The sequence below is a fragment of the Ancylobacter pratisalsi genome (genome assembly GCF_010669125.1).
Classification (GTDB): Bacteria; Pseudomonadota; Alphaproteobacteria; order Rhizobiales; family Xanthobacteraceae; genus Ancylobacter; species Ancylobacter pratisalsi.
Window position 1 is genome coordinate 3,884,830 of the sequence record NZ_CP048630.1, and the last position, 24,472, is coordinate 3,909,301.

At 67.5% G+C, this 24,472-nt stretch carries 20 protein-coding genes; 11 read left to right on the top strand and 9 right to left on the bottom strand.

Going from position 1 to position 24,472, the window contains the following annotated elements:
- The first annotated feature begins 83 nt into the window (after nucleotides 1–83).
- The 3 genes from G3A50_RS18175 to dksA all read left to right on the top strand — a co-directional run bounded on the left by G3A50_RS18175 (nucleotide 84) and on the right by dksA (nucleotide 3,486).
- Entirely contained in the window at nucleotides 84–1,376 is a 1,293-nt protein-coding gene (locus tag G3A50_RS18175) for an NAD(P)/FAD-dependent oxidoreductase (protein WP_163076560.1), read from the top strand.
- 176 nt (nucleotides 1,377–1,552) lie between these two features.
- Entirely contained in the window at nucleotides 1,553–2,323 is a 771-nt protein-coding gene (locus G3A50_RS18180; RefSeq protein ID WP_246251854.1) for a MipA/OmpV family protein, read from the top strand.
- 746 nt (nucleotides 2,324–3,069) lie between these two features.
- Nucleotides 3,070–3,486 carry an RNA polymerase-binding protein DksA gene (dksA, locus tag G3A50_RS18185; RefSeq protein ID WP_163076562.1) on the top strand — a complete coding sequence of 139 codons (417 nt, stop codon included), beginning with the start codon at nucleotides 3,070–3,072 and terminating at the stop codon, nucleotides 3,484–3,486.
- Between the two features lie 123 nt (nucleotides 3,487–3,609).
- Here dksA and G3A50_RS18190 read toward each other — a convergent pair whose 3' ends face one another.
- Nucleotides 3,610–4,665 carry a flagellar biosynthetic protein FliO gene (locus G3A50_RS18190; RefSeq protein ID WP_163076563.1) on the bottom strand — a complete coding sequence of 352 codons (1,056 nt, stop codon included), beginning with the start codon at nucleotides 4,663–4,665 and terminating at the stop codon, nucleotides 3,610–3,612.
- Nucleotides 4,666–4,990: 325 nt separating this feature from the next.
- Between G3A50_RS18190 and cckA the strand changes: the two genes are divergently transcribed.
- The 3 genes from cckA to G3A50_RS18205 all read left to right on the top strand — a co-directional run bounded on the left by cckA (nucleotide 4,991) and on the right by G3A50_RS18205 (nucleotide 10,903).
- Complete coding sequence (cckA, locus tag G3A50_RS18195; protein WP_163076564.1) at nucleotides 4,991–7,516, top strand: cell cycle histidine kinase CckA; 2,526 nt, start codon at nucleotides 4,991–4,993, stop codon at nucleotides 7,514–7,516.
- 33 nt (nucleotides 7,517–7,549) lie between these two features.
- Nucleotides 7,550–9,193, top strand: coding sequence for a glucose-6-phosphate isomerase (gene pgi / locus G3A50_RS18200; RefSeq protein ID WP_163076565.1), 1,644 nt, complete (start codon nucleotides 7,550–7,552; stop codon nucleotides 9,191–9,193).
- Between the two features lie 81 nt (nucleotides 9,194–9,274).
- Nucleotides 9,275–10,903 carry an alpha-D-glucose phosphate-specific phosphoglucomutase gene (locus tag G3A50_RS18205; RefSeq protein WP_163076566.1) on the top strand — a complete coding sequence of 543 codons (1,629 nt, stop codon included), beginning with the start codon at nucleotides 9,275–9,277 and terminating at the stop codon, nucleotides 10,901–10,903.
- A 67-nt stretch (nucleotides 10,904–10,970) separates the two neighbouring features.
- Here the strand turns inward: G3A50_RS18205 and G3A50_RS18210 are convergent, their stop codons facing one another.
- The 6 genes from G3A50_RS18210 to G3A50_RS18235 form a co-directional block, all read right to left on the bottom strand.
- Complete coding sequence (locus tag G3A50_RS18210; RefSeq protein WP_163076567.1) at nucleotides 10,971–11,549, bottom strand: MarR family winged helix-turn-helix transcriptional regulator; 579 nt, start codon at nucleotides 11,547–11,549, stop codon at nucleotides 10,971–10,973.
- Between the two features lie 272 nt (nucleotides 11,550–11,821).
- The gene (gene speB / locus G3A50_RS18215) at nucleotides 11,822–12,778 is read right to left on the bottom strand and encodes an agmatinase (protein WP_163076568.1); all 957 of its coding nucleotides are present in this window, start codon (nucleotides 12,776–12,778) and stop codon (nucleotides 11,822–11,824) included.
- A complete protein-coding gene (speB, locus tag G3A50_RS18220; RefSeq protein ID WP_163076569.1) occupies nucleotides 12,778–13,734 on the bottom strand; it encodes an agmatinase in 957 nt (318 codons plus the stop codon). The genes speB (G3A50_RS18215) and speB (G3A50_RS18220) overlap by 1 nt, the downstream gene beginning before the upstream one ends.
- A gap of 102 nt (nucleotides 13,735–13,836) precedes the next feature.
- Entirely contained in the window at nucleotides 13,837–14,613 is a 777-nt protein-coding gene (locus G3A50_RS18225) for a creatininase (protein WP_163076570.1), read from the bottom strand.
- Nucleotides 14,614–14,635: 22 nt separating this feature from the next.
- On the bottom strand, nucleotides 14,636–15,346 hold the full coding sequence (locus tag G3A50_RS18230) for an SDR family NAD(P)-dependent oxidoreductase (RefSeq protein WP_163076571.1): 711 nt from the start codon (nucleotides 15,344–15,346) through the stop codon (nucleotides 14,636–14,638).
- The gene (locus G3A50_RS18235; RefSeq protein ID WP_163076572.1) at nucleotides 15,340–16,098 is read right to left on the bottom strand and encodes an SDR family NAD(P)-dependent oxidoreductase; all 759 of its coding nucleotides are present in this window, start codon (nucleotides 16,096–16,098) and stop codon (nucleotides 15,340–15,342) included. Before G3A50_RS18235 ends, G3A50_RS18230 begins: the two co-directional genes overlap by 7 nt.
- A 123-nt stretch (nucleotides 16,099–16,221) precedes the next feature.
- On the opposite strand from G3A50_RS18235, the gene G3A50_RS18240 reads away from it, so the two are divergent.
- Entirely contained in the window at nucleotides 16,222–17,163 is a 942-nt protein-coding gene (locus tag G3A50_RS18240; RefSeq protein ID WP_246251857.1) for a LysR family transcriptional regulator, read from the top strand.
- Here G3A50_RS18240 and G3A50_RS18245 read toward each other — a convergent pair.
- Entirely contained in the window at nucleotides 17,148–19,265 is a 2,118-nt protein-coding gene (locus G3A50_RS18245; RefSeq protein WP_246251860.1) for a Wzz/FepE/Etk N-terminal domain-containing protein, read from the bottom strand. The genes G3A50_RS18240 and G3A50_RS18245 overlap by 16 nt on opposite strands.
- Nucleotides 19,266–19,399: 134 nt before the next feature.
- Nucleotides 19,400–20,695 (bottom strand): lipopolysaccharide biosynthesis protein, encoded by a 1,296-nt coding sequence (locus G3A50_RS18250; RefSeq protein ID WP_163076574.1) that lies wholly within the window; start codon nucleotides 20,693–20,695, stop codon nucleotides 19,400–19,402.
- Nucleotides 20,696–20,776: 81 nt separating this feature from the next.
- Here G3A50_RS18250 and G3A50_RS18255 point away from each other — a divergent pair, with 81 nt between their 5' ends.
- From G3A50_RS18255 to G3A50_RS18270, 4 genes are all read left to right on the top strand, one after another.
- Nucleotides 20,777–21,190, top strand: a complete 414-nt coding sequence (locus tag G3A50_RS18255; RefSeq protein ID WP_163076575.1) for a hypothetical protein — start codon at nucleotides 20,777–20,779, stop codon at nucleotides 21,188–21,190.
- A gap of 189 nt (nucleotides 21,191–21,379) precedes the next feature.
- Entirely contained in the window at nucleotides 21,380–22,249 is an 870-nt protein-coding gene (locus tag G3A50_RS18260) for a polysaccharide biosynthesis/export family protein (RefSeq protein ID WP_163076576.1), read from the top strand.
- Between the two features lie 37 nt (nucleotides 22,250–22,286).
- A complete protein-coding gene (locus G3A50_RS18265) occupies nucleotides 22,287–23,114 on the top strand; it encodes a WecB/TagA/CpsF family glycosyltransferase (protein ID WP_210255166.1) in 828 nt (275 codons plus the stop codon).
- The gene (locus G3A50_RS18270) at nucleotides 23,111–24,472 is read left to right on the top strand and encodes a hypothetical protein (RefSeq protein ID WP_163076577.1); all 1,362 of its coding nucleotides are present in this window, start codon (nucleotides 23,111–23,113) and stop codon (nucleotides 24,470–24,472) included. Before G3A50_RS18265 ends, G3A50_RS18270 begins: the two co-directional genes overlap by 4 nt.

Genomic DNA, 24,472 nt, shown 5'->3' on the forward strand with positions numbered 1-24,472 from the left:
GCACTCCGGTCTCGGCTGAATCGACGGCGCATATTCCCCCCACATATAGTGAGCCTTGAGATGTTTGCGCGATGTGGAGTGCGATGCAGCCGACAATGGTGACCGGATCGCCCTTCGATACCTTCTATGGAGCCCTTGCCTTCGGCCGGGACGAGGTGCCCGCGCCGCGACGTCGGCTGACGCAGGATATCGACTGCGACGTCTGCGTGATCGGGGCCGGCTTCGCCGGGCTGTGGACGGCGCGGGCGCTGGCCGCGCGCGGGCACGAGGTGGTGGTGATCGACCGTGCGCGGGTCGGCGCCGGGGCCTCGGGGCGCAATGCCGGCTTTGTCGGTCCGGGCTTCTCGCTGGATCTGGAACAGCTGGTGCGCCGTGTCGGCATCGAGCCGGCGCGCGCCTTGTGGGCGCTGTCGCGTGAGGGCGTCGAAATGGTGCGTGCGCTGGCCCATGGCGCCGGGCCGGACGCCGCCCTTCGACCCGTCGCCGGCCGGCTCGACGTATGGATGAATGAAGACGAGGCGCGCAACCGGCGCCGCGCCGACTGGCTGGCGCACCGGTTCGACACGCCCTGCGAGCCCTGGTCGACGCGCGAATTGCAGGATGTGCTGCGCACGCCGACCTACCAGCAGGCGCTGCACTTCCCCGAGGCGTTTCATCTCGATCCGCTCGCGCTGGCCCTGCATCTGGCGAACGACCTCGAAACGCAGGGCGTGCGCCTGTTCGAGGCCACCGAGGCGCGCGAAGGCGACCTTGCCGGCGTGCGCAAGCACGTACAGACCGAATCCGGGCGGGTGCGCGCCCACCATGTTGTGCTCTGCGCCGGCGTGCCGAGCGGCAGGGTGCTGCCGGCAGCGGGGCGGGCGGTGATGCCGATCTCCTCCGCGATCGGGGTGAGCGAGGACCTTGGCGACCGGCTGGGCGCGGTGGTGCAGTATGCCGGCGGCGTCTGCGACCCGCGCCGGGCCGGTCCCTCTTTCCGCCGGATCGGCGACCGGCTGCTGTGGGGAAGCGGCGCCTCGACCCGCGCCGCCCCGCCGCGTCGGCTGGCCGCGCGGCTGGCCGGGGAGATCGGCGCCGTGTTCCCGACGCTGAAGGGGGTGCGGATCGAGCACGCCTGGGTGGGGACCATGGCCTATGCGGTCCATGCCATGCCGCTGATCGGTCGGCTCGAACCGGGGGTATGGATCGCCTCGGGCCTTGGCGGGCGCGGCGTGGCGATGGCTGCGATCGCGGGCGAGCTGGTCGCGGCCGGAATCGTGGAGAGCGACGAGCGCTGGAAGATGTTCGCTCCCTTCGGCCTGGTCGACACCGGCGGCGCGCTCGGGCGGCTTGCCGCCGAGCTGCGTTTGCGGGCGGCTTCCCTGCGCAGGCAATAAGTTAACGTGACTTTTCGGCAACCAATGGCATGCGCTCATGTTGTAATAAGGCTGACATGACGAATGGGATGTGAGTGATGCGGGCGAGCGGCGTTGCCGGGTTTTTTGTAGTCGCGGGGATGTTGGGGCTGGCTCTGCCGGCGCAGGCCGCTGATCTTGACATTGAAACGTCGCCCATGGCGGTGGAGAAGGCTCCGGCCTCGATCGACCGTGAGTGGACGCTGACGCTTGGCGGCTACGCCATGGTCCAGCCCGATTATGCCGGCTCGGACGACTATGAGTTCGCCTTCAAGCCGATCATCTACATCAGCCGCGCCGACAAGCTGAGCCGCTGGCGCAGCTTCAACGACAGCGCCAGCATTGCGCTCTGGGACACCGGCGCGTTCGAGGCCGGTGTCGTCGGACAGATCAACTGGAAGCGCGACGCGAGCGATTCCGATGACCTGCGCGGCATGAACAATGTCGATTACGCCTACCAGGTCGGTGGTTACGCCCAGTGGTGGCCTGCGGACTGGCTGCGCCTGCGCACCGAACTGCGCTACGGCTTCGGCGGTTTCGACGGCGTGGTGGCCGACTTCGCGGTCGACGCCGTGCACTTCACCGAATTCTGGGGCGGCATGGCGCTTTCCGCCGGTCCGCGCATGACGCTGGCAAGCTCGGGCTACACCGATGCCTATTTCGGCGTGTCGAACGAGGAAGCTGCGGCGGCGCAGGCGCTCGGCAACAATCTGACGCCTTACGAAGCCGGCGGCGGCATCTATTCCGTGGGCTTCGGCGGCCAGATCCTGAAGCGCTTCACGCCGAACATTCTCGGTTCGGTGTTCGCAGAGTACAAATATCTGATGGACGACGCCGCCGACAGCCCGCTGGTTGTCCAGAACGGCGACCGCAATCAGTTCCAGGCGGGCGTCTCGCTCTCCTACACCTTCTTCCTCGGCTTCGAGTGAGACCGGGCCGCGGGCTTTTCGCCCCGGCTTCCGTGTGATCCACCGCCCCGTCCGCACGCGCTCTTGCGCCGCCGCTGACGGGGCGGTTGTCGTTTGGGGTGCGTGTCGGCGCGTGGCGCGCGAATCACATCCGCTCAGGCGGGCAATGCGTGGGCGCGGCGGGCGCGCTCCGGGCCGTCCGGAAATCGGCGCGGGGACCCGCTGCAGGCCCGGCACGCCCAGCCTTGGGCGACTCATGCGCCTAGCGTGACGCCAAGAAAACAACACTCGGCCGCGCCGTCCCGCCACGGGCCGCCGAGAGTGAAGACGTGGTTTGGCGAGGGCAGCCAAGATCACACCCGTGTTCTCTCACGCAAGTCCATGCCTGCCGCAGGTGTCTCCACGTAGAGGCATCACAGCCTGTGCTTGACCCAGCGCAAAGACGCCAAGTAACGCTGGTCTACCATCGCGTGGATGCTCTACTCGACAGAACAGTCTGCGTTCCGGCGCGATGATCGCACTGCGAACAACATGAGGGCGGGGCGGGGTGGGGATGTAGACACCGCCGACGGTCTCGATCCGGACGGCGGGCGATGAGAACTGCTTGTCCCCACCTTTGTGAATTGCCCGCTTTTGGCGCGCAAGGTGCTGAAAAATCCAGCATTTCGTGTCGTTGTGATGACGATGAGAACTGTTGTACGGCACGGTGCGTAAGGCTATAAGCACCGCCCAAGAGGGGTGGCCCCCGAAAACGAGGACGAAGGCCGATGTCGGTGGAGATCGACCAGGAATATCGCCCGCGCGAGGACGAGCCTTTCATGAATGAGCGGCAGCGCGAATATTTTCGCCTGAAGCTGCTGCACTGGAAGGACGACATCCTGCGGGAAGCGCGCGAGACGTTGCAGCATCTTCAGGACGAAAATCAGAATCACCCGGACATTGCCGATCGCGCCTCGTCGGAAACCGACCGCGCCATCGAGCTGCGGGCCCGGGACCGGCAGCGCAAGCTGATCGCCAAGATCGACGCGGCGCTGGAGCGGATCGACGACAACTCCTACGGCTATTGCGAGGAGACCGGCGAGCCGATCTCGCTCAAGCGGCTGGAAGCCCGTCCGATCGCGACCCTGTCGATCGAGGCGCAGGAGCGCCACGAACGGCGCGAGCGGGTGTATCGCGACGACTGATCCGCTTTCGGGGCGGTGCCGAACCGGACCGGCCCCCGCGAGGGAATATCAAACTGGAAACGGCGGCCCCGGCATTCTGCGGGCCGCCGTTTTCGTTTCCGTAGCTCTCGGGCGCGCCCCGAATCAGGTGCGCCGGGTGCGGCCGAGAAGGCTCGCCATTTCGGCCTCGAAAGCCTCGTTGGAGGCGGCGCGGTCGGTCGCGGAGGGGGGAAGCACCTCCGGCGGGCGGCCGGCGGCCGAGGGGGCCGAGGCCGGGGGAAGAACCTCGGGAGCGGGAACGTCGGATGGGCGCGCCTCGGACGGGCGCGCTCCCGAAAGTCGCGCTTCCGGCCGTGGGGCAACCGTCATGGGGGCCTCGCTCGCCGCCGCCGCAGGCGGAGCGCCGGGCGCGTCACCATTCGCCGCGGTGAGCGGGGGCAGGATCTCGGGCGCCCGGTCCGCCGGCCGGCTGTCGGCGAAGGACAGGGGAGCGATGATTGGCTCCGGGCGCTCGCCGGCCGCGTTCTCGGCGGGAGGAGCGCTGGCGGGAGACGGCGCCGGCGCCGCAGGAGGCGCCGAACGGGCCGTGCGCGGGGAGGTCTCGGTGGCCGGGTTGGGGCGGCGCAGTGTCTCCTCCAGCTGGTCCACCATGCCGGCGAAGAAGGCGTCCACCTTCACCGCGACACGCGGCCCACCCTCGCTGCCGCGCGTGGCGGAGGTGATGACGGGGCTCGGCCGCGCCGGCTCTTCCGGTGCCGCACGCCGGGCCGGGGCCTGCGTCGCGAGCGGAGCGGGGGCCGGCTCGGGAGCCTTCGCGAGAGGGGCCGTGGGGGCCGGGTGGGCGGCAACGGGCGCCGTGGAGGCGATGGGAGGCGCGGAGGCAATGGGAGGCGCGGAAGGATGCGTCGCCGTGGCGGGCGCCGCCCCGATGCCGCTTTCCACCAGAAAATCGCTGCCCCCGCCGAGAATGACGAGATGCTGGACCTCGTCGCGCTGGATCAGCACCAGCCGCCGCGTATCGTCGATCTGGACATGATCGAGCACGGCCAGTCGGTGCCCGCCCGCCGTGCCATGCATGCCCCGCCGGCGCGAACGCCGGCCGAACACGATCACGATGAGAACGAGCACGATGGCGCCGCCAAGCGCCAGCATCAGGCCTGTATTGCCTGCGCCGGTCAGTGCGGACAGCATTTCCGTCATGGGGTGCTTCTCCTCAGCCAAGCCTCGCGCCGCATGTGTTGCGCCGCCGATGGCTCTTTTCCCGCACTTTGTGTCGCGGAAGCGGCGGAGCGGCAAGGGGGAAGGCTGTTGCGGCGATGATTGTGGAGGGGGCAGGCCCGTGGCGCGGGCGCTCCAAGCCGGCCGCGCGGCACCGGTTTGCGCGCCGCCGCCGTGAAGGTGGAAGCCGGATAAGCGCGCCTCCGGCCGAATCGGCCCTTGCCCGATGAGGCCGGGTCAGGCACCAAGGTATGAGGTTGAATCGCCCGCTTCGAGCCCGGCGGCGAGGGGGGCCCTAAGCATCGACATGGCGGAAAGCGCACCTGACGATCCCACCACTGGTCGCCCGGAAATCGGCGGCAGCATCCGGCTCGTGCTGGTTGTTGCGCTTGCGCTCGTGGGGGCGGTCGCCTCCCTGTTGCTGCTGGGCCGAGACAAGGCGGATCCCTGGATCATAGGACTTCTGACGGTTCTGGCGGTGGTCGGCGTGTTCGCGCTGTTCGCCTATGCCGCGGGTCTGCTGCGCTTCGGCGTGCCCGATCCGTGCGACGAGCTTGCGCGGCGCATCGTCGACAGTTCGGGCGAGGGCATGAGCATCGTCGACCCGCTCGGCCGCGTGCTCTACGCCAACCCGCGCTATGGCGAGATCACCGGCGCCGCGAGCCCGGACGAGATTCGCCCGGTCGAACGCCTGTTCACCAGCGATCCCGACGCATCGGAGGCGATCTACCGCCTGGCGCAGGGTGTGCGCGAGGGGCGGGCGCTGACCGAGGAGGTGCGCGTCGCGGTTCCCGGCCTGCCGGTGCGCTGGCTCCGGCTCGGCGCGCGCCCGGCGGGCCGTGCCGCGCGGGGCGGGCGGGCCGTGGTGTGGACGGTGAGCGACCTGACCCGCGAACGCGAGCGGCAGGAAAACGCCTTCCTCGAACTTCAGCACGCCATCGATTATCTCGATCACGCCCCGGCTGGCTTCTTCTCGGCCGCGGCAGGCGGGGCGATCCACTACATCAATGCCACCCTGGTGGACTGGCTCGGCTACGACCTGGCCGAGTTCGGGCCGGGTGGTCTGTCGGTTACCGACATCGTGCCCGGTCCGGCGGCGGCGCTGCTGACCGGCATGGCCCCGGTGCCGGGTGGGGTGCGAACCGAGGTGCTCGACCTCGATCTCCGGCGCAAGAACGGGCAGGCGCTGCCGGTGCGCATCTGGCACCGGGTCGCCTTCGCCTCCGACAGCACGCCAGGCGCCTCGCGGACGCTGGTGGTCAACCGCTCGCGCGAAGATGCGGCCGGCGACCCCGCGCGGGCGGCGGAGGTGCGTTTCGCTCGCTTCTTCCACAATTCGCCGGTGGCCATCGCCACGGTGGACGGGGAGGGCCGCATCGCCCGCGCCAACGCGATGTTCGCCCGGCTGTTCGGCGGGCCGGACGCGGCGGAGGGGCGCAGGGTCGCCAATCTGGTCGGCGGAGCGGCACGGGCGCCGCTGGAGGCCGCCGTGGCGGAGGCGGTGCAGGGCCATGCCCCGCCAGGGCCGATCGACCTTGCGCTCGACCGCGACAGCGGGCGCTCGGCGCGGTTCTATCTCGCCCCGGTGAAGGATGGCGAGGCCAGCGAGGCGGCGATCCTCTACGTGGTCGAGACCACCGAGCAGCGCGCGCTGGAGGCCCAGTTCGCCCAATCGCAGAAGATGCAGGCGGTCGGCCAGCTCGCGGGCGGGGTGGCGCACGATTTCAACAATGTGCTGACCGCGATCATCGGCTATTCGGACCTGTTGCTGGCCAATAGCCGGCCGACCGACCCGTCCTTCCAGGACGTGATGCAGATCAAGCAGAACGCCAACCGCGCCGCCGGGCTGGTGCGCCAGCTGCTCGCCTTCTCCCGCCGCCAGACGCTGCGTCCGCAGGTGCTGAACCTGGGCGACGTGATGAGCGACCTGTCCATGCTGCTGCGCCGGCTTCTGGGCGAGACCATCAAGCTGGAGGTCAAGGAAGGGCGCGATCTGTGGCCGGTGAAGGCCGACCTCAACCAGTTCGAACAGGTGGTGGTGAACCTCGCGGTGAACGCGCGCGACGCCATGCCCGAGGGCGGCCTGCTAACCATCCGCACCGTCAATCTCAGCGCCGACGAACTGGAGCCCTATGGCGAGGCGGGCGAGTCCGGGGTGCCGCGCGCCGACCACGTGCTGGTGGAGGTGATCGACACCGGCACCGGCATTCCTCCCGCCATTCTGGACAAGATCTTCGAGCCGTTCTTCTCCACCAAGGAAGTGGGCAAGGGCACCGGGCTCGGCCTTTCCACCGTCTACGGCATCGTCAAGCAGACCGGCGGCACGCTGCAGGTGGAGAGCGAGCTGGGGCGCGGGACGGTGTTCCGGGTGTTCCTGCCGCGCCATGTGCCCGATGTGGTGGAAATCGCGCCGAAGGTGGCCGAGCCCGAACCGGCGGCCAAGGCGGCCGACCTGACCGGGCGCGGCACCGTGCTGCTGGTGGAGGACGAGGAGGCGGTGCGCGCCTTCGCCGCCCGCGCGCTGGTGTCCCGCGGCTACCAGGTGCTGGAAGCGGGCTCGGGCGTCGAGGCGCTGGAGGTGATGGCCGAGCATGGCGGCGACGTCGAGCTGGTGCTTTCCGACGTGGTGATGCCGGAAATGGACGGGCCCTCGCTGCTGAAGGAGTTGCGCGCGGCCAATCCCGACATCAAGGTGATATTCATGTCGGGTTATGCCGAGGAAGCCTTCGCCAAGAACCTGCCGGAGGGCGCGGATTTCGGCTTCCTGCCGAAACCCTTTACGCTCAAGCAGCTTATCGAGGCGGTGAAGAAGAGTATGGGGCGAAGCGAGTGACGCGCCGTCCCTCCTATGTGTCCGGAGGATCGCATGAGTGACAAGATCGACGACGCCTTCATGGCGCTGGCCGCGGACCATGCGGCGCGCAAGAGCCAGCACGTCGCCGATCTGTTCGCGGCGGACCCCAATCGCTTCGCCGACTTCTCGGTGCGGCTGGACGACCTGCTGCTCGACTTCTCCAAATGCTCGCTGACCGGCGACACGCTGGCGATACTGATCGAACTGGCGCAGGCCGCCGGCGTCGAGGAAAAGCGCGACGCGATGTTCGCGGGCGTGCACATCAACGTCACCGAGGATCGTGCGGTTCTTCACACCGCGCTGCGCGACACGAGCACCACGCCGCTGAACGTGGACGGGCAGGATGTGCGCGCCGACGTGGCGCAGGTTCTGGCCGACATGGCGCGCTTCGCCGAGGGTATCCGCTCCGGCAAGCTCGCCGGATGGACCGGCAAGCCGATCACCGACGTGGTGAATATCGGCATTGGCGGCTCGGACCTTGGCCCCGCCATGGCGACGCTGGCGCTGGCGCCTTATCATGATGGCCCGCGCTCGCATTACGTTTCCAATGTCGACGGGGCGCACCTGTTCGACACGATTTCGCCGCTCGACCCGGCCTCGACGCTGTTCATCGTCGCCTCCAAGACCTTCACCACGCAGGAGACCATGTCCAATGCCGCCTCCGCGCGGGCGTGGCTGGTGGAGGCGCTGGGCGAGCCGGCGGTGGGGCACCATTTCGCAGCGGTTTCCACCGCGCTCGACAAGGTGGCGGCCTTCGGCATCGCGCCGGACCGGGTATTCGGCTTTTGGGACTGGGTCGGCGGGCGCTATTCGGTGTGGTCGGCGATCGGCCTGCCGGTGATGCTGGCGGTCGGCCCGGCCAATTTCCGCCGCTTCCTCGATGGCGGCCATGCGATGGACGAGCATTTCCGCTCCGCGCCGCTGGCGCAGAACCTGCCGGTGCTGCTCGCCCTCGTCGGTGTCTGGCATCGCGATGTCTGTGGCTACGCCACCCGCGCGGTCATTCCCTATGACCAGCACCTGTCGCGCCTGCCGGCCTATTTCCAGCAGCTCGACATGGAGAGCAACGGCAAGCGGGTGACGCTGGAGGGTAAGCCGGTGGCGTATGACACCGGGCCGGTGATGTGGGGCGAGCCGGGCACCAACGGGCAGCACGCCTTCTTCCAGCTGATCCACCAGGGCACCAGCCCGATTCCGGTCGAGTTCCTGATCGCGGCCCATGGGCATAACGAAGACAAGGATCCGCTGCTGAAGCGCCAGCACGCCATGCTGATCGCCAACTGCCTGGCGCAGTCCGAGGCGCTGATGCGCGGGCGCACCGAGGCCGAGGCCAAGGCGCAGCTGCTCGCCGCCGGTCGCGATGAGGACACCGCCGACCGCATTGCCCCGCACCGGGTGTTTCCCGGCAGCCGGCCCTCGGTGACGCTGGCCTATGACAAGCTCGACCCCTTCGCGCTCGGCCGCATCATCGCGCTGTACGAGCACCGCGTGTTCGTGGAAGGCGCGATCTGGGGCATCAACAGCTTCGACCAGTGGGGCGTGGAGCTTGGCAAGGAGCTGGCCAGCACCTTGCTGCCGGCGGTGGAGAGTGGCACGGCGCCGGACAGCCTTTCCGGCTCGTCGGCCGGTTTGCTGCAGCATCTCACGGCCAAGTAGGCGCGGACGCGCCGTGAACCTGTGTGTCCTGCCCGGCCTGTCGCCGTGCGGGATCGAGTTGAGTGGAATTCGGGGGAAACCATGATCCGCGTCGTCGCCACAACGCCTTTCGACGGCCAGAAGCCCGGCACCTCGGGCCTGCGCAAGAAGGTCGCGGTGTTCCAGCAGCCGCATTATGTCGAGAACTTCGTGCAGTCGATCTTCGACAGCCTCGAGGGGTTCGAGGGCGAGACGCTGGTGATCGGCGGCGATGGCCGCTTCTACAATCGCGAGGCGATCCAGATCGTTCTCAAGATGGCGGCGGCGGCGGGCTTTGGCCGGGTGATGATCGGCAAGGGCGGCATTCTCTCCACCCCCGCGGCCTCCTGCGTGATCCGCAAGCACGAGGCTTTCGGCGGCATCATCCTTTCCGCCAGCCACAACCCCGGCGGCGTGCATGGCGATTTCGGCATCAAGTACAATGTCGGCAATGGCGGCCCCGCGCCCGAGCATGTGACCGACGCGATCTTCGAGCGCACCACGTCGATCCGCGAGTACCGCATCTTCGACGCGCCGGACATCGATCTCGACACGCTCGGCATCACCCGGGTCGGGGACATGGTGGTCGATGTCGTCGATCCGGTGGACGACTATGCCGAGCTGATGGGGACGCTGTTCGACTTCGACGCCATTCGCGACCTGTTCGCGTCCGGCTTCACCATGCGTTTCGACGCCATGAGCGCGGTGACCGGGCCCTATGCCCACGCGATCCTGGAGGACACGCTGGGCGCCGCGCACGGCACGGTGGTGAATGGCGAGCCGCTGCCCGATTTCGGTGGGCATCACCCCGACCCGAACCTGGTGCACGCCAAGGAACTCGCCGACCTGTTGATGTCCGACCACGCGCCGGATCTGGGGGCGGCCTCGGATGGCGATGGTGACCGCAACATGATCATCGGCCGGGGGCGCTTCGTCACGCCGTCGGATTCGCTTGCCATCATCGCCGCCAATGCGCATCTGACACCGGGCTACAAGGCGGGGATAAAGGGCATCGCGCGCTCGATGCCGACCAGCGGCTCGGCCGACCGCGTGGCCGCCAAGCTCGGCGTTGCCTGCTACGAGACGCCGACGGGGTGGAAGTTCTTCGGCAACCTGCTCGATGCCGGCCTGGCCACTGTCTGTGGCGAGGAGAGCTTCGGCACCGGCTCCAACCATGTGCGCGAGAAGGACGGCCTGTGGGCGGTGCTGATGTGGCTGAACATCATCGCCGTGCGCCGGCAGGGTGTAGACGAGATCGTGCGCGCGCACTGGGCGGAATATGGCCGCAACTACTACACCCGGCACGACTATGAAGAGGTCGATTCCGCGGCTGTCGACGGGCTTATGGAGACTCTGCGCGGCCAGCTGGAAAGCCTGCCGGGAACGGTGGTGAAGGGGCTGACGATCGCGCGCGCGGACGATTTCGCCTATCACGACCCGGTGGATGGCTCCGTGACGACGAAGCAGGGCGTGCGGGTGTTCTTCACCGACCAGTCGCGCATCGTCTATCGCCTCTCCGGCACGGGGACGGCGGGGGCGACGCTGCGGGTCTATATCGAGCGTTTCGAGCCCGACCCGGCGCGCCACGACCAGGAGACGCAGGCGGCGCTCGCCGATCTGATCTCGGTGGCGCGGGTGCTGCCCGATATCGAGGGCCGTACCGGCCGCACAGAGCCGAGCGTGATCACCTGAGACGGAGCGTCACGCGGGAGCGTTGCGAGCGGCAGAAGGCCGGGAGCGGGGAGGGCCGGCGCTGGCCTCAGCCGGTTTCGCCGTAGCGCAGCGCGCTGGTCCAGAGCAGCTCAAGCCGCCTCAGCACCGTGAACGCCGTGACGAGGTCGTTGGCGTCGATCGAGTTCTGACTATTCGGGCGATGAACATTGTCCTGCATGGTGCGGACAGCGTCGCATAGCCGCTGCGCCTTGTCCGTCAGCCGGAGCCGGGCCGAGCGTCGATCGCGCTGGGAGGCGGCGCGGTGCACATAGTCCGCCTCGACCAGCTGCTTGAGATTGTAGGACGCATTGGAGCCGAGATAGTGGCCGCGCTCCAGAAGGTCGCGCACCGACAGTTCGTCATTGCCGATGGTGAAGAGAAGCATGACCTGCGAGGGGCTGATGTCGTCCGTGCCCAGCCGGGTCAACTCTACCCGCAGAAGATCCAGAAACCGGCGATGCGAACGCTCGATAAGGCGCGCAATCTCCAGATGGGTGACCTGGGTCTCGACCGGGTTATCGAGGACCGTGTCGATGGACGTTATGCCAGGGACGGTGAATGCCAGCCCCTCGGGAGCGGGTGCGCTCAAGGAATCGTTGCGTTCATTCGCCGGCTTGGCTGCCATGCGCCCACTCCCACACAAAGCTACTATCGGGCCGTTCGTCCAAGAATCGTGACGCCACGGCGCGGCGCGAGTATGACACAAACAATGCGGGAAGGTCTTTTCCCCTCACGCCGACAAGACTAGGCAAACTAAAGAAAACCGGATCATGCACTACACAACGGGAGGCGTACTTCCTGTCGCCGTCTCCCGAGTGGTTTTTGGTTACCGTTGCCACCTCTCGCGCCGCCGTTTGCCGTGCCGCAGCCGGCAACTGACGCGGCGCCAGGGACGAATCAGCGTGCGCGGTTGTGCAGGATGCGGCCGATGAAATTGAGCAGCACCTGCGCGGCGAGAATCGATGTCACGCCGGCCGGGTCGTATTCGCGGGCCACTTCGACGAGGTCGATGCCCACGACGGTGCCGCGTTTGGTGAGCCCGTCGAGCAGCTCCAGCACCTCGTAATAGGCGAACCCGCCATGGCTGGGCGTGCCGGTGCCGGGAGCGATCGAGGGATCGAAGCCGTCGATATCGATGGTGACGTAGTAGCGCCGGCCCTCGGGAATGCGTGCCAGCACCGCCTCGGTACCGAGCTTGCGGATCTGCCGCACGCTCAGGATATCGCTGCCCATGGCGCGAGCCGCCTCATAGCCTTCGCGGGCGGTGGAGGAGACGTTGCGGATCCCAAGCTGGGTGAGGCCGGTGACGTAGGGCTTCTCGGCCGCCCGGCGCAGCGGATTGCCATGGCCGCGCCGCACGCCGTGGCGCTCGTCGACGAAGTCGAGGTGGGCGTCGAACTGCACCAGATGGATCGGCTCCTCGTCGGAGAACGCCTCGATGCAGGGGATGTTGATCGAGTGGTCGCCGCCGAGCACGACCGGGAGCGCGCCCGCCTTCAGGATCTTGCGCACGCCATACTCGATGTTGGCGTGGCTCTGCTCGGTGTCGGTGTGCACCATGTCGGCGTCGCCGATGTCGACGATGCGCGTGGTCTCGGCGGCCAGATAGGTGACGTCGTCCTCGTGGTCGTAGGCGCCGGCATGGCCGAAGGCGAACAGCGTGGACGCCTCGCGGATGGCGCGCGGGCCCGAGCGGGCGCCCGAGCGCCATTGGGTGCCGAGGTCGAACGGCGCGCCGAGCACGGCGACGTCGGCATCGATCAGGTCCCAGTCGAGCTGGAGCGGGTATTTTCCGAAGGTGCAGATGCCGACAAAAGGCAGGTCCAGCCGGCCGCTCTCATAACCGTGAGCCATCAGAGCTTTCCTTTCGTTTCCACGACGCCGGCGAGCACGCACAGCAGCTCGAACATGATGGTGGCGCCCGTCAGGGCCGTGAGGCCAGAGGGATCGAAGGGCGGGGCGACCTCGACGAGGTCGGCGCCGATGATGTTCAGCCCGTCGAGCAGGCGCACCATGGCCTGCGCCTCGCGGGTCGAGAAGCCGCCGATCTCGGGCGTGCCGGTGCCGGGGGCCTGCGAGGGATCGATGCCGTCAATGTCGAAGGTGACATAGGTTTTCTGGTCGCCGACGATGGCGCGGACCTCGGCCATGACATCGGCGACGCCGCGCTCGATGAACTCCTCGATGAAGATGATGCGCACACCGACATCGCGGGCGTAGTCGTAATTGCCGGCATCCGAGATCGCCCCGCGCAGACCCACCTGCACGAAGCGCTTCGGGTCGACCAGTCCTTCCTCGATGGCGCGGCGGAACGGGGTGCCGTGGGTGTAGCGGCTGCCGTTGAAGAAGGTGTCGTAAGTGTCCGAATGGGCGTCGAACTGGATCAGCCCGACGGGTCCGTCGCTGGCCAGCCCGCGCAGGATCGGCAGGCTGATGAGGTGGTCGCCGCCGGCGGTGAGCGGCAGCGCGCCGGCGGTGCGTACGCCGGCATAATGGGCGGTGATGAGGTCCAGCGAGCGCATCAGGTCGAACGGATCGATGATGACGTCGCCGCAATCGGCCACGCGGGCGCGGTCATAGGGCGAGAGGCCGGTGACATGGTGCACGCGGCGCATCAGGCTCGACTGGTTGCGCAATTCGCGCGGGCCGTGGCGGGTGCCGGCGCGGTTGGTGGTGCCCAGATCGAAGGGCAGCCCGATGATCGCGATGTCGACCTCCGCCGGCTCGGCGACCGGCAGGCGCATGAAGGTGGGCAGTCCGGCAAAGCGGGGGATGGTGCCGGAATCAAGCGGCTCGAACTTGCCTGTCATGGGGCTCTCGAAGGGGCGATGGGAGGGGGCGTGAGGAGGCGCGCGCAAGGCTTCCGGCCCGGCGACCTGCCGGGTGAGGCGCCGGGCCGGAAGAGGGCGCGGCTAGAGGCGGAATTCCTTGCGGATCGCCTCCGATATGCGGGTGACGTAGTCGTCCATCAGCAACTCGCCCTTCTCGGCGGTCGAGCCGGTGGCGACGGCAAGGACGCCGGAATGGGGCAGCCCGAAGTCTTCCGGCAGGGGGAACTTGTCGTAGGGCGGGAAGGTCGCGGGGCCATCGTCCGGCACCTTCTCCATCTCGACCAGATCCGGCCGCAGCATCAGCATCAGCGAGGTTTCCAGCAGGCTGGCATGCTCAAGGTCGATGCCGGGGAAACCGTCCGGGAACAGGGTGTCGAGCGTGGCGCGCTGGGCGAAGTCCCAGTACTCCAGGCGCATCACTTCCATGTCGTAGATGCCGTCGCGGCGCAGTTCGCGCATGCCCAGGTCGAGCCCTTCGATCGAGGGACCCATATTCTCGTAATGGCCGTTGACCAGCACCAGCCGGCGCACGCCCTGGCGGCCGAGATTGCGGATCACGTCGCGGATGATCAGCGCGAAGGTGTGCGCGTCAAGGCTCAGCGTTCCGGGGAAATGCTCGCCCCCGCCCGAACGCGGCATCGATTTGCAGCCATAGGCCAAGGTGGGGGCAACGAGGCCGCCGACCTCCTTCGCCACCCGCTCGCACACGCCGGTGGGCAGGGTGACATCCACGTTCAGCGGCAGATGGGGTCCGTGCTGCTCGGTGGAGCCGAGCGGCAGCAGCACCGGAGCGCCTGCGGCAACCCTTGCCGCGAATTCGAGCCAGTTGAGTTCGTCGAGACGGACGCTGTCGACCATGTGGTTTCCCCCGATGGATCGCTCAGTGCATGGCCGCGCCGCCATCGACGCTGATGCACTGGCCAGTGATGAATGTCGTGTGGCGGCTGATGAGGAACAGCACCGCCTGGGCTACTTCGGCCGGACGACCGATGCGGGCAGAGGGATTGCTAATCTCCAGCCGCTTCAGTTCTTCGCTCATATTCTCGAAATCGAGCAGGGGCGTGTCCACCGGGCCCGGCGCGACCGCATTTACCTGCACGCGCGGACCCAGCTCGCGGGCCCAGGAGCGGGTGAGGGTAAGAATCGCGCCTTTGGTGGCGGCATAGCCGGAGAAGCCGGCGCGGCCGAGATAGGCCAGCTCCGAGGCGATGTTGACGATGCGCCCGCTCTCGCCGAAATGGCGCAGCGCCTCCCGCGCCATCAGGATCGGTCCGCGCACATTGATCGCGGCCATGCGCTCAAAGGTATCGATATCGAAGCTGTCGAGGGGGGTCTCCACGCAGATGCCGGCGCAGTTCACGATGGCATCGAGACCGCCGAGCTGGTCGACGGCGACCTCCATTCCGTTCACCACCGCGTTCTCGTCGGTGACGTTGGTGATGATCGTCGGCCAGCTCGACTGCTCCGCCGGGTGCAGGTCGAAGCCGATCACGCGCGCGCCCGCCGCCGCGAGCGCATCCGCGCTGGCCCGGCCGATGCCGCTTCCCGCACCGGTGACAATGATGCGCAGGCCTTCGTGGGGCTTCACCATGGGTATTCTCCGCGATCGACCCCGAGACTCTGGCCGGTGATGTTGGCGGCGAGATCGGAGGCCAGGAACAGATAGGTGCCGGCGACGTCGTCCGGGTCCATGAAGCCCGGAAGAATCTGCGCCGCGACGATTTCGTCCAGCAGCGTATCAGGTGCGACCTTCATGCGCGCCGCCATTGCGTGCAGCGAGCGCAGCGAGGCCTCGGTGCGCACCCAGCCCGGGCAGACCGCATTGACGGTGATTCCGCGCGGGCCGAGTTCCTTCGCCCAGGTCTTGGTCAGCCCGATCACCGCGTGCTTGGAGGCGACATAGGCGCTGAACAGCGCCTCCGCCCCGCGCGACCAGATGGAGGCGGTGTTGATGATGCGTCCGCCATGGCCGAGGCTTGGCAACAGTGCGCGGGTGACGAGGAAGGTGCCGACCACGTTGATCTCGACCACGCGGCGGAACGTCGCCTCGTTGCCCGAGCTGCCATCGTCCAACGGCGTGACGAGCTCGAGGCCGGCATTGTTCACCAGCACGTCGAGATGGGGCAGGGAGGCGGCCACTTCGGCAACAGCCTCGGACGAGGTGATGTCCGCGCGATGGGCCTGCGCGCCCAGCCGCTCGGCGGCTTCCGCGATGCCCTCGTCCTCGGCCAGCATGTGAAGCTCGACACCCGCCGCGGCGAAGGCGCGGGCAATGCCGAAGCCGATGCCCCGACTGGAGCCGGTGACAAGGACGGTGCGTCCGGACAGTCCGTCCAGGGTCACGGCAAGCTCCCGGTTCAGCGGTGGAGGAAGGGGCGGCTTTTCAGGGCAGCGGCATCGTCTCGCAGATTCACTTTCAGGAAAATAGGAATTAGTGGAAACTTACATCGACAAATCTCAATGTGAATGGCTCGCCCCATGCGCCGGCTCGACAATATCGACCTCAGGCTGCTGCGCGTTTTCCTCGTGCTCGCGGAAGAGGGCGGCTTTCAGGATGCGCAGATCGCGCTGAATCTCTCGCAATCGACGCTGTCCACCCATCTCGCCGCGCTGGAACGCAAGCTGGGTGGCCAGCTGTGCGAGCGTGGGCGCTCCGGTTTCCGGCTCACGCCGTTCGGCCAGTCGGTGTTTACCGCCGCGCGGGAGCTGTTCGACGAGGTCGAGGCGTTTCAGGGGCGCATCGGGCGGGGCCGGGGGCATCTGGTCGGGCGGCTGCGGCTCGGCATTGTCGACGGCGTTGTCACCAATCCGCGCCTTGGCCTGCAGACCGCGCTGTCGCGCTACATGACCTATGCGTCCGAAGTGTTCGTCGACCTGGAGCTGGGCACGCCGTTGGCGCTGGAGCGGGCGCTGATCGAGGGCGCGCGGGATATCGTGGTCGGGCCGCTGTCGCAGAAGCTGCCCGGCGTCACCTACATTCCCCTGCACCGCGAATCGCAGGCGCTCTATTGCGGGGCCGGCCACGCACTGTTCGCGCTGGAAGACGGCGAGATCACCCATCAGCGGATCGAGCAGGCGCTGTTCTCGGTGCGCAGCTATCGCCACCTCGACGACCTCTACCGGGTGAACCATCCCCGCGCCAGCGCCGCCATCGTGCAGATGGAGGCGCAGGTGATGATGATCCTGTCCGGGCACTTCATCGGCTACCTACCGCGCCATATCGGCGAGGACTGGGCGCGGCGCGGCCAGATGCGGGTGTTGCGACCGGAAAGCTACGGCTTCGATTCCGCCCATTTCGCCGCGACACGGCGCCTGAAGGGCGAGCAGCCGCTGGTCGACGCCTTCGTCCGGGAACTGAAGGCGCAGGCGCAGGCCTCCGAGCCGGCGACGGTTCAGGTAAGCCGGTAGATCCAGGCGGGAAGCAGGTAGCGCCGGCCGAGAAAGACGAAGCCGAGCGGGACGCCGCCGCTCTCGGTCACCGCCGTGCCGAGCGCGAGGGCCTGCTGCTTGCGGGTTTTTTCCGCCCGCAGCACCAGGACATTGCCATCGACGAGCGGGGCAAGCCGCGCGGTGACGCCGGTGGGGTCCTGGGCGGTGGAGCAGAACACGACCGCCTCGAACTCACCGCCGAGCTGCTCCATCAGTTGCCGGGCCTGGGTCATGGGCAGGCGCACGTCGAGCAGCGTGGAACCCTGGCGGCTCGCCAGCGTCCACAGCAGCGGCGTCGTGGTCGGCATCACCGTCAGGCCACCCTTCTCGCGGGCGGAGGGATCGGGTGCGGTTTCCGCGGTGCCGGCCAGATCCACCAGCAGGGTGCGCAGGCCGCGCTGGACGGTGATCTCGTTGGCGACGCCGGCGGCGAGGGGCGACAGCGCCTCGTCCTCACCCGGCGCGACCAATTGCATGGTGCGCACGGGGCGCTCGTCGACCTGGGTGTCGAGCAGCAGGGCCGCGAGGGCGGCGACATCGTGCTGGTTCGCCAGCGGATCGTCGGCACGCGACTGGTTGCCCACCTCGCCCAGCAATGGCAGGGCGAGGGCGCGCTCGGCCTCGACCGGCATGATGAAGGACGAGCGCAGGGCCGAGGCGACGGCACCGGCGGCGGCGCCGAACAGAACGCCGCCCAGAAGGCCCGCGGCCAGGAATGGCAGGCGCATGCTGCGGTTGGTGACGGCGGCGCCGGCCTCCTGCACCAGCCGGATATTGGATTCGCGCTCGGCGGCGGCGGCCTCCTCGATCTGTGCGGCGGTGGCCCGGCGCAGATACTCGCGATAGCCCTCATTGAGGGTGTCGCGGCGGCGGTCGAGTTCGACAAGCTGGGTTTCCGCGGTGCGTAGCTCGGTCAGCCGTTTCTCGGCCTCGACCTGCTGCTGCGCCAGCTCCTTTTCCTGCTGGTCCAGCGCGTCCCGCTCGATGCGCAGGGACAGCACCATGTTGTTCACGTAGCCGATCGAGGGGTTTCGCACGTCGCGGCTGGTCTGGTAGTTGCGCTCATTGCGGCTGGCGATCTGAGCGCGGATGGTGTCGATCTTGCGGTTGATCTCCCGCATCATCGAGCCATTCGCCGCGTACTGCATCGACAGCCGGTCGCGCTCGACAAGCAGCCGCGAGAGGGCGTTGTTGTCGTCGTCATTGCCGAGGGCGTCGCTGTTCTGACTGAAGTCGAACACCGTCTCGGGCAGCTCCTTGAGCTGGCGCTCGGCTTCCGCGATCTGGCCGGCGACCGCGACCCGGCGCTCCGCGACCTGCCGGCGGCGCTGCACCACGGCGTCGACCTGGTTGGCCGCGAGCACGGCATCCTGTGCGAAATCGATGATGCCCACGCGCGTCTTCAGGTCCTCGATGGCGGCATCGGCGGCGGAAAGCTCGCGCTTGAAGCGCTCCACCTCGTTCATGAGAATGCGGGCGGTGGGGTTCTCCATGATGGCGCGCCGGCGCGCCATGTAGACCTCGACCACCTTGTCCGACGCCTCGATCGCCAGTTCGCGATCGGGGTTCGTATAGGACACCTGAATCACGTTGGAGCCGTCCAGCACGCTGGCCCGCAACTCGCGGCGGAACCGCTCGATGGCGGTGTCCATCACGCTGCCATTGCTTGAGAGCATGTCCTTGAGCCGCGACACCAGGCTGGGCGGGAACAGCCGCTCGCGGCCGATGGCCTCGATCACGGTGCGGATGACATCCGCGCTTTCGAGGATCTGCACCTCGGATTCAACCTGCTTCAGCCCTTCGATGGACAGGACCGAGGGGCCGGAGCCGGTGACGTTCTGGTTGTTGGTGACCTCGCGACTGACGATCACCATGACCAGGCTGGACGCGGTGTATTCGGTCTTGGAGAGGGTCGCGGCGGCCACGCCAAGGCCGATGGGCACGAGGGCGACGAGCAGCACGATGCGGATGTGGAAGAACGCGGCGATGAGGAAATCGCGCAGGGTGAAGCTCGACGGACGCTGTTCGCCTCCGGGGTGGGGATGAGTCCCCTCCATCTGGCCGGCAAAGCTGGACGTCATCGACATATTCAGGGCCCATTGCCTCGATCGCGCAGTATCGCGCAGCTCACTCTTCGAGGATCGTACGGCGCAAATCTGAAGAACCGTGGCTAACGGGACGTAAACATGGCAGCAAATACTGCGCTATTTTGCGATTATAGCGCCTGGGGTAAGCGGCAGCGCACCATCAACGTGGTTCCCACGGCGCCCTGGGCGATGACGAGTGCGCTCAGAACCGCCGCGCCGGTCATGCCGAAGGCCGGCACCAGCAGCGCGCCCGCCACGATGCAGGTGCCGAGCTGGGCGAAGTTCAGCCAGCGCAGGACGCTGCCCTGGCCTGTCATCGCCAGCATGATGTCCTGGCACGGCAGCAGGCAGTTGACCAACTGGCCGAGGCACATGATCGCCAGCGCGGTCGCGGCGATCTCGTAGCCCGGGCCGATGAGACCCAGGATGGTGGCGGGGAACAGCATCATCAGCGCGATGGGGGGCAGGCCGGCCAGTGCCACCAGAAGCCGCGCCCGCCGGTTCTGCGCCCGCAGCCCGGCCCAGTCCTGCAGGCGGTGCAGGGCGGCGAAACGCGGCGCGGCGATGGAGCCGATGGCGATGATGACGACCCAGATCAGCTGTGAAAGCCGGTTCGCCACGCTGAAGGCGCCGACCACGCTCGGCGCGGCGACGGCGGCGAGCAGCATGATCGGTATCGCCGTCAGCGATACCTGGACCACCTCCACGACGCCCAGCGGCAGCGCGGTGCGCCACAGCTCGGGCAGGGTCGAAGCGCTCTTGGGACCTTTGCGCACCGCGATCCGGTCCGGACGCGCGCGCACCAGAAATACGACGCCGATCAGCATGGAGGCGAGATTGGCGGCTGCGAGCGCGTAGAGGATGCCATCGAGCGAACGAACACCGGCCAGCATGGCGCCGAGAGTAAAGATCGGCCAGGACGCATTCTGGACGAACTGGCCGGCCACGCCTCGGTCGAGACCGAACAGGGCATGGGCGACGAAGAAGCACAGCGCCTGCGGGAGAATGGCGACGGCGGCGATGAGCAGCGGCGGGGCGAGGCTGGGGTCGGCGAAGATGAGGGTCGCCGCGGGAGTGGCGATGATGAGGGTGAGGAACGTGGCGACGACGCCCCCAAGGAAGACCCACAGGGCGCCGGTCCGCATGGCTGCGCGGGCCGTATCCAGCCGGCCGAGGGCGATTTCGCTGGCGATATGCCGCACCGTCGCCTTTTCGAACCCCGCCCGTGCCGCTGTCGCGGCAAGGCCGACCCAGGTGATGCAAAGAAAGAACAGACCCGCCTCATGCGCGCCCAGAATGCGGGCCGCCAGCATGTAGAGGCCCAGCTTGCCGACAAGCTCGGTACCGCGCACCATCAGCGCGCCCGCATACACGCCATACGTGGCGACATGCCGGTGCAGAGTGGAAAGGCCTGGGAGCTTCATGTTCGAAATCAAAGATTCGACCGGCGGGCGAGGGAAACTGCGCGCAGGATCCATCGTCGCGTATCGCAGGACCCGCGCGGCATGAACCATGCGAGACGCCATGCCGCAAGGCCATTGTTGAAGCAATTGCTGGTCGTCACGCTGCTGGCGTGCGCTGGCGCCTCGCCGCTGCGGGCCCAGGCGGGTATTACCGACCTACCGACGGCGGAGATCGATCCGCGGATCGATCCGTTCCCCTATGACGCGCGAAAATCGCTGCGCGACTATCTCCGCGTCGTCCTGCCCACACGCTGGTGGGCCAATGAGCCCCAGTTCTCGCTGGGGGTGCTGTCGGCGCAGGTCCATGTTCCCGATGGGTGGAAGGGCAACCCGACCTCGGCGATGATGAATTTGTGCCCGCCCTACGAGAACGCGATCTGGCGCCACGTGTCGCGGATCGATCTGGTTCCATTTTACCAGAAGGTGCTCCGGCCGGGGGTGCGCTGCGAGCGCTAAGCCGGCTTAAAAATTCTATTTCTACAATGGGTTAACCATTAAACGTTCATTAACTGCGTTCGTTTAGGTTTTGGCTCACCAGACTGAACCGCCCAGCCGCGTTTCCCAGGCACACCTCCGCCGTTCCCGGCGGCGGCCGGGGTGGCGTTGCGTCTGGGGTGGTGTGCTGGCCGATCGGGAGCCGACACGATGCTTTTTCGCCCGCATGGCGAGCCTTTCTCCACCGTGGGCCACGCGCCGGCGCGCTCGCGAGCGCCGCGCCCGCTCGCGGCCCGATGGGCGGGGCTGGCGGGTGTGGCGCTGTGTGCGCTGGTGCTGGCCGGGTGTCAGACCACCAGTTCGCAGACCACCGGCTCGGTCGGCAAGCCGCAATCGCCGAATGATACCTTCACCACCGGGCAGGAACTGCGCTTCACCGAGGTGAACCCGCAGGGCTTCCGCCCGTGGAGCAGCCAGCTGCCGCCCTACCGGATCGGGGCGGGCGACAAGCTGAAGATCAAGTACTTCCTGACCCGCGAGATGGACGAGGAACTCACCGTCTCGCCGGATGGCACCATCGCGCCGCGCGCGATCGGTCAGCTCAAGGTCGAGGGACTGACGCTGGCCGGGGCCCAGCAGGTGGTGCGCAGCGCCTCCCGCGCGGAACTGGCGGACCAGAAGGTGGTGATCGCGCTGGAAGATGCGGTCTCCGCCAAGGTCTATATCGGCGGCATGGTCGAGCGGCCCGGTCCCTACAACATCTCCGAGATGCGCGCGGGCACGCTTCAGAGCATCCTGACCGCCGGCGGCTTCACCGACGAGGCGCGTACCGGGCAGGTGGCGATCATTCGCCGTGGCCCGGACAATATGCCGATGCTGCGGCTGGTGAATGTGCAGGACATCATCCAGACCGGCTTCACGCTGGACGACGTTCAGCTCGCCGCCGGCGACATTGTCTATGTGCCGCGCAGCTCTGTGGCCGAGCTCAATGTCTGGATCGACCAGTTCATCAACAAAGTTGTGCCGTTCCAGCGGAGCTTCAACTATACGCTCGGCACTCAAAGCAGCGTGGTGCCCTGATCGGGCGGGCTTCAAGGATCCTTTGCCGGTGGCACCTATGTTCACCGATATGGCCGACATGCACAGCGATGCGCCCAAGGGCGAGATTGAGGAGGTCGTGTATCTCGGCGTCCCGATTGCCCGGCTCGGCACGCACGCTGCCGCCGCGCACATTGCCGCGCGCAGGCCGGGCCTGCCCTTCGCCTATGTGGTGACGCCGAATGCGGCGCATTTCACGCGCCTGATCCGGCTGCGCGACCGGCGTTTTCGCGACGCGGTGTCCCATGCCTGGCTGCGGCTGCTCGACGGGCACGTGCCGCATATGCTGGCGCGGCGGCTCTTCGGGCTCGACCTGCCGCTGGCTCCGGGAAGCGACGTGACCGCGGTGCTGCTCGGCGAGCACATGAAGCCGGACGATGCGGTGACCGTGATCGGAGGCGGGAACGGGGTGCGCGAGGCGCTCATGGCGCGCTTCGGCTTGACGCGGGTGGCGCAGCACGAGCCGCCCATGGGCTTCATCGAGCAGCCCGCCGCGGTCGAGGCCTGCGTCGATTTCGTGCTCGCCCATCCCGCGCGCTATGTCTTTCTGGTCACCGGGGCGCCGCAGTCGGAATATCTGGCCTTGCGGATCCTGGAGCGTGGCGGCGCGGTGGGAACCGGGCTGTGCGTGGGCAGCGCGCTCAACTTCGCCACCGGACGGACGCCGCGCGCGCCGCAGTGGGTGCGCAATGCGGGCCTGGAATGGGCTTACAGGCTGATGCGAAACCCGTTGGGTCATGCGCGGCGGGTCTTCGTGGATTCCCTGCCGATCTTCCGGATCGCCATCGAGGCTCGCCTGAAGCCGGCCGCGTTCGGCATGGCAGATCCCCGAAAGGACCGGCCGTGAGCGCCGCCGGCGGGCGGGCGCGCGAGGCCGTGGTCAGCCTCCCGCGCAGCTTCAGCCCGATGCCGGCGGTGATCTCCAACGAACGTTTTCCGGGGCTGATGACGACCTTCATCCTGGTCGCGACCCTGCCGCTGTTCGCGCAGACCTTCTACTACCTCAATGAACTGCCCGTTCCCTACCTGCTCTCCAAGGCATGGCCCATTCTCGTCGTGCCCTTCAGCGTCTACGGGCTGGTCTGGCTGCGCCTGCCGGGCAAGACGGCCTTCATGCTGTTCTTCGCCTACACGCTTGGGTTCAACCCGTTCATCTCCATGGTGAACCTGGGGAACGGCATCACCGACGCGCTGCTGACGACGGTGAAGATCTGGCCGCTCACCTATTATTTCGCGCTGTCGGGAATGCTGGTCTGGGTAGCGCCGAGCTATCGGCGCACGCGGGCGGTGCTGATCGGCCTCGGCGTCGCGACCTTCGCGATCATGCTGCTGCTGTGGCTGGTCGTGCCCTTGAGCTGGTACGTGAACAATCCCGAGCTGGGCAAGCTGTTCATGATCGAGGAAGAGCGCGGCTATCGCATCTACATGCCGATGTTCTTCGGGGCGCTGCTGTTGTTCTTTCTCACGCGCAGCTTCATGCGTCGCCCGCATTGGCTGCCGGCGGTGGGCGTGGCGATCGGCTTCGTGCTGCTGCTGACCATCTTCAAGCAGCGCACCTCCATCGGCGCGATGTTCCTGGTGTGCGGCTACATCATCGTGACGTCGATGGCCCCGCAGCGCCGGCTGGTCGCGATCGGCCTGTTCCTCGCGATCGTGCCGCTCGGCATCGGCTATCTCGCGGTGGAGAATGCGCAGAACCTCGCGCAGTCGCTGGGTGGCTCGCTGACGGTGCGCCAGACCTCGCTGGGCCTCGCGGCGAATTTCCTGGGCGACAATCCCTGGCGCTGGCTGTTCGGCGTCGGCGGCACCACGCGCTTTGGCAGCGTGACGCTGGCGGACATCTTCGGCAACACCCAGTTCTATATCGCCGATATCGGCTGGTTCGGGGTCATCTTCGAGTATGGCCTGGTTGGCGCCGCGCTGCTCGCCATGCTGTATGGCTGGGGGCTCTACCTGGTGCTGAAGGCCACGCGCGGGGTGGACGATCCCATCGTGCTGGCGCTGTCGGACTATATCGTCTTCATGCTGGTGACGTCGGCGGTGTATTCGCTGGTGTTCACGCCGGGCGAGTTCGCCATCTCAATGGCGCTTGCGGTCTATCTCAGCCGCGAAATCGGGCGGCCTGAGTCCGTGGCGCGGCCGGTTCATCGCATTCGTTTCATGGCGCCCTTCTCCCGAAGTGCGCGCGATCATTCAAGGACCTGA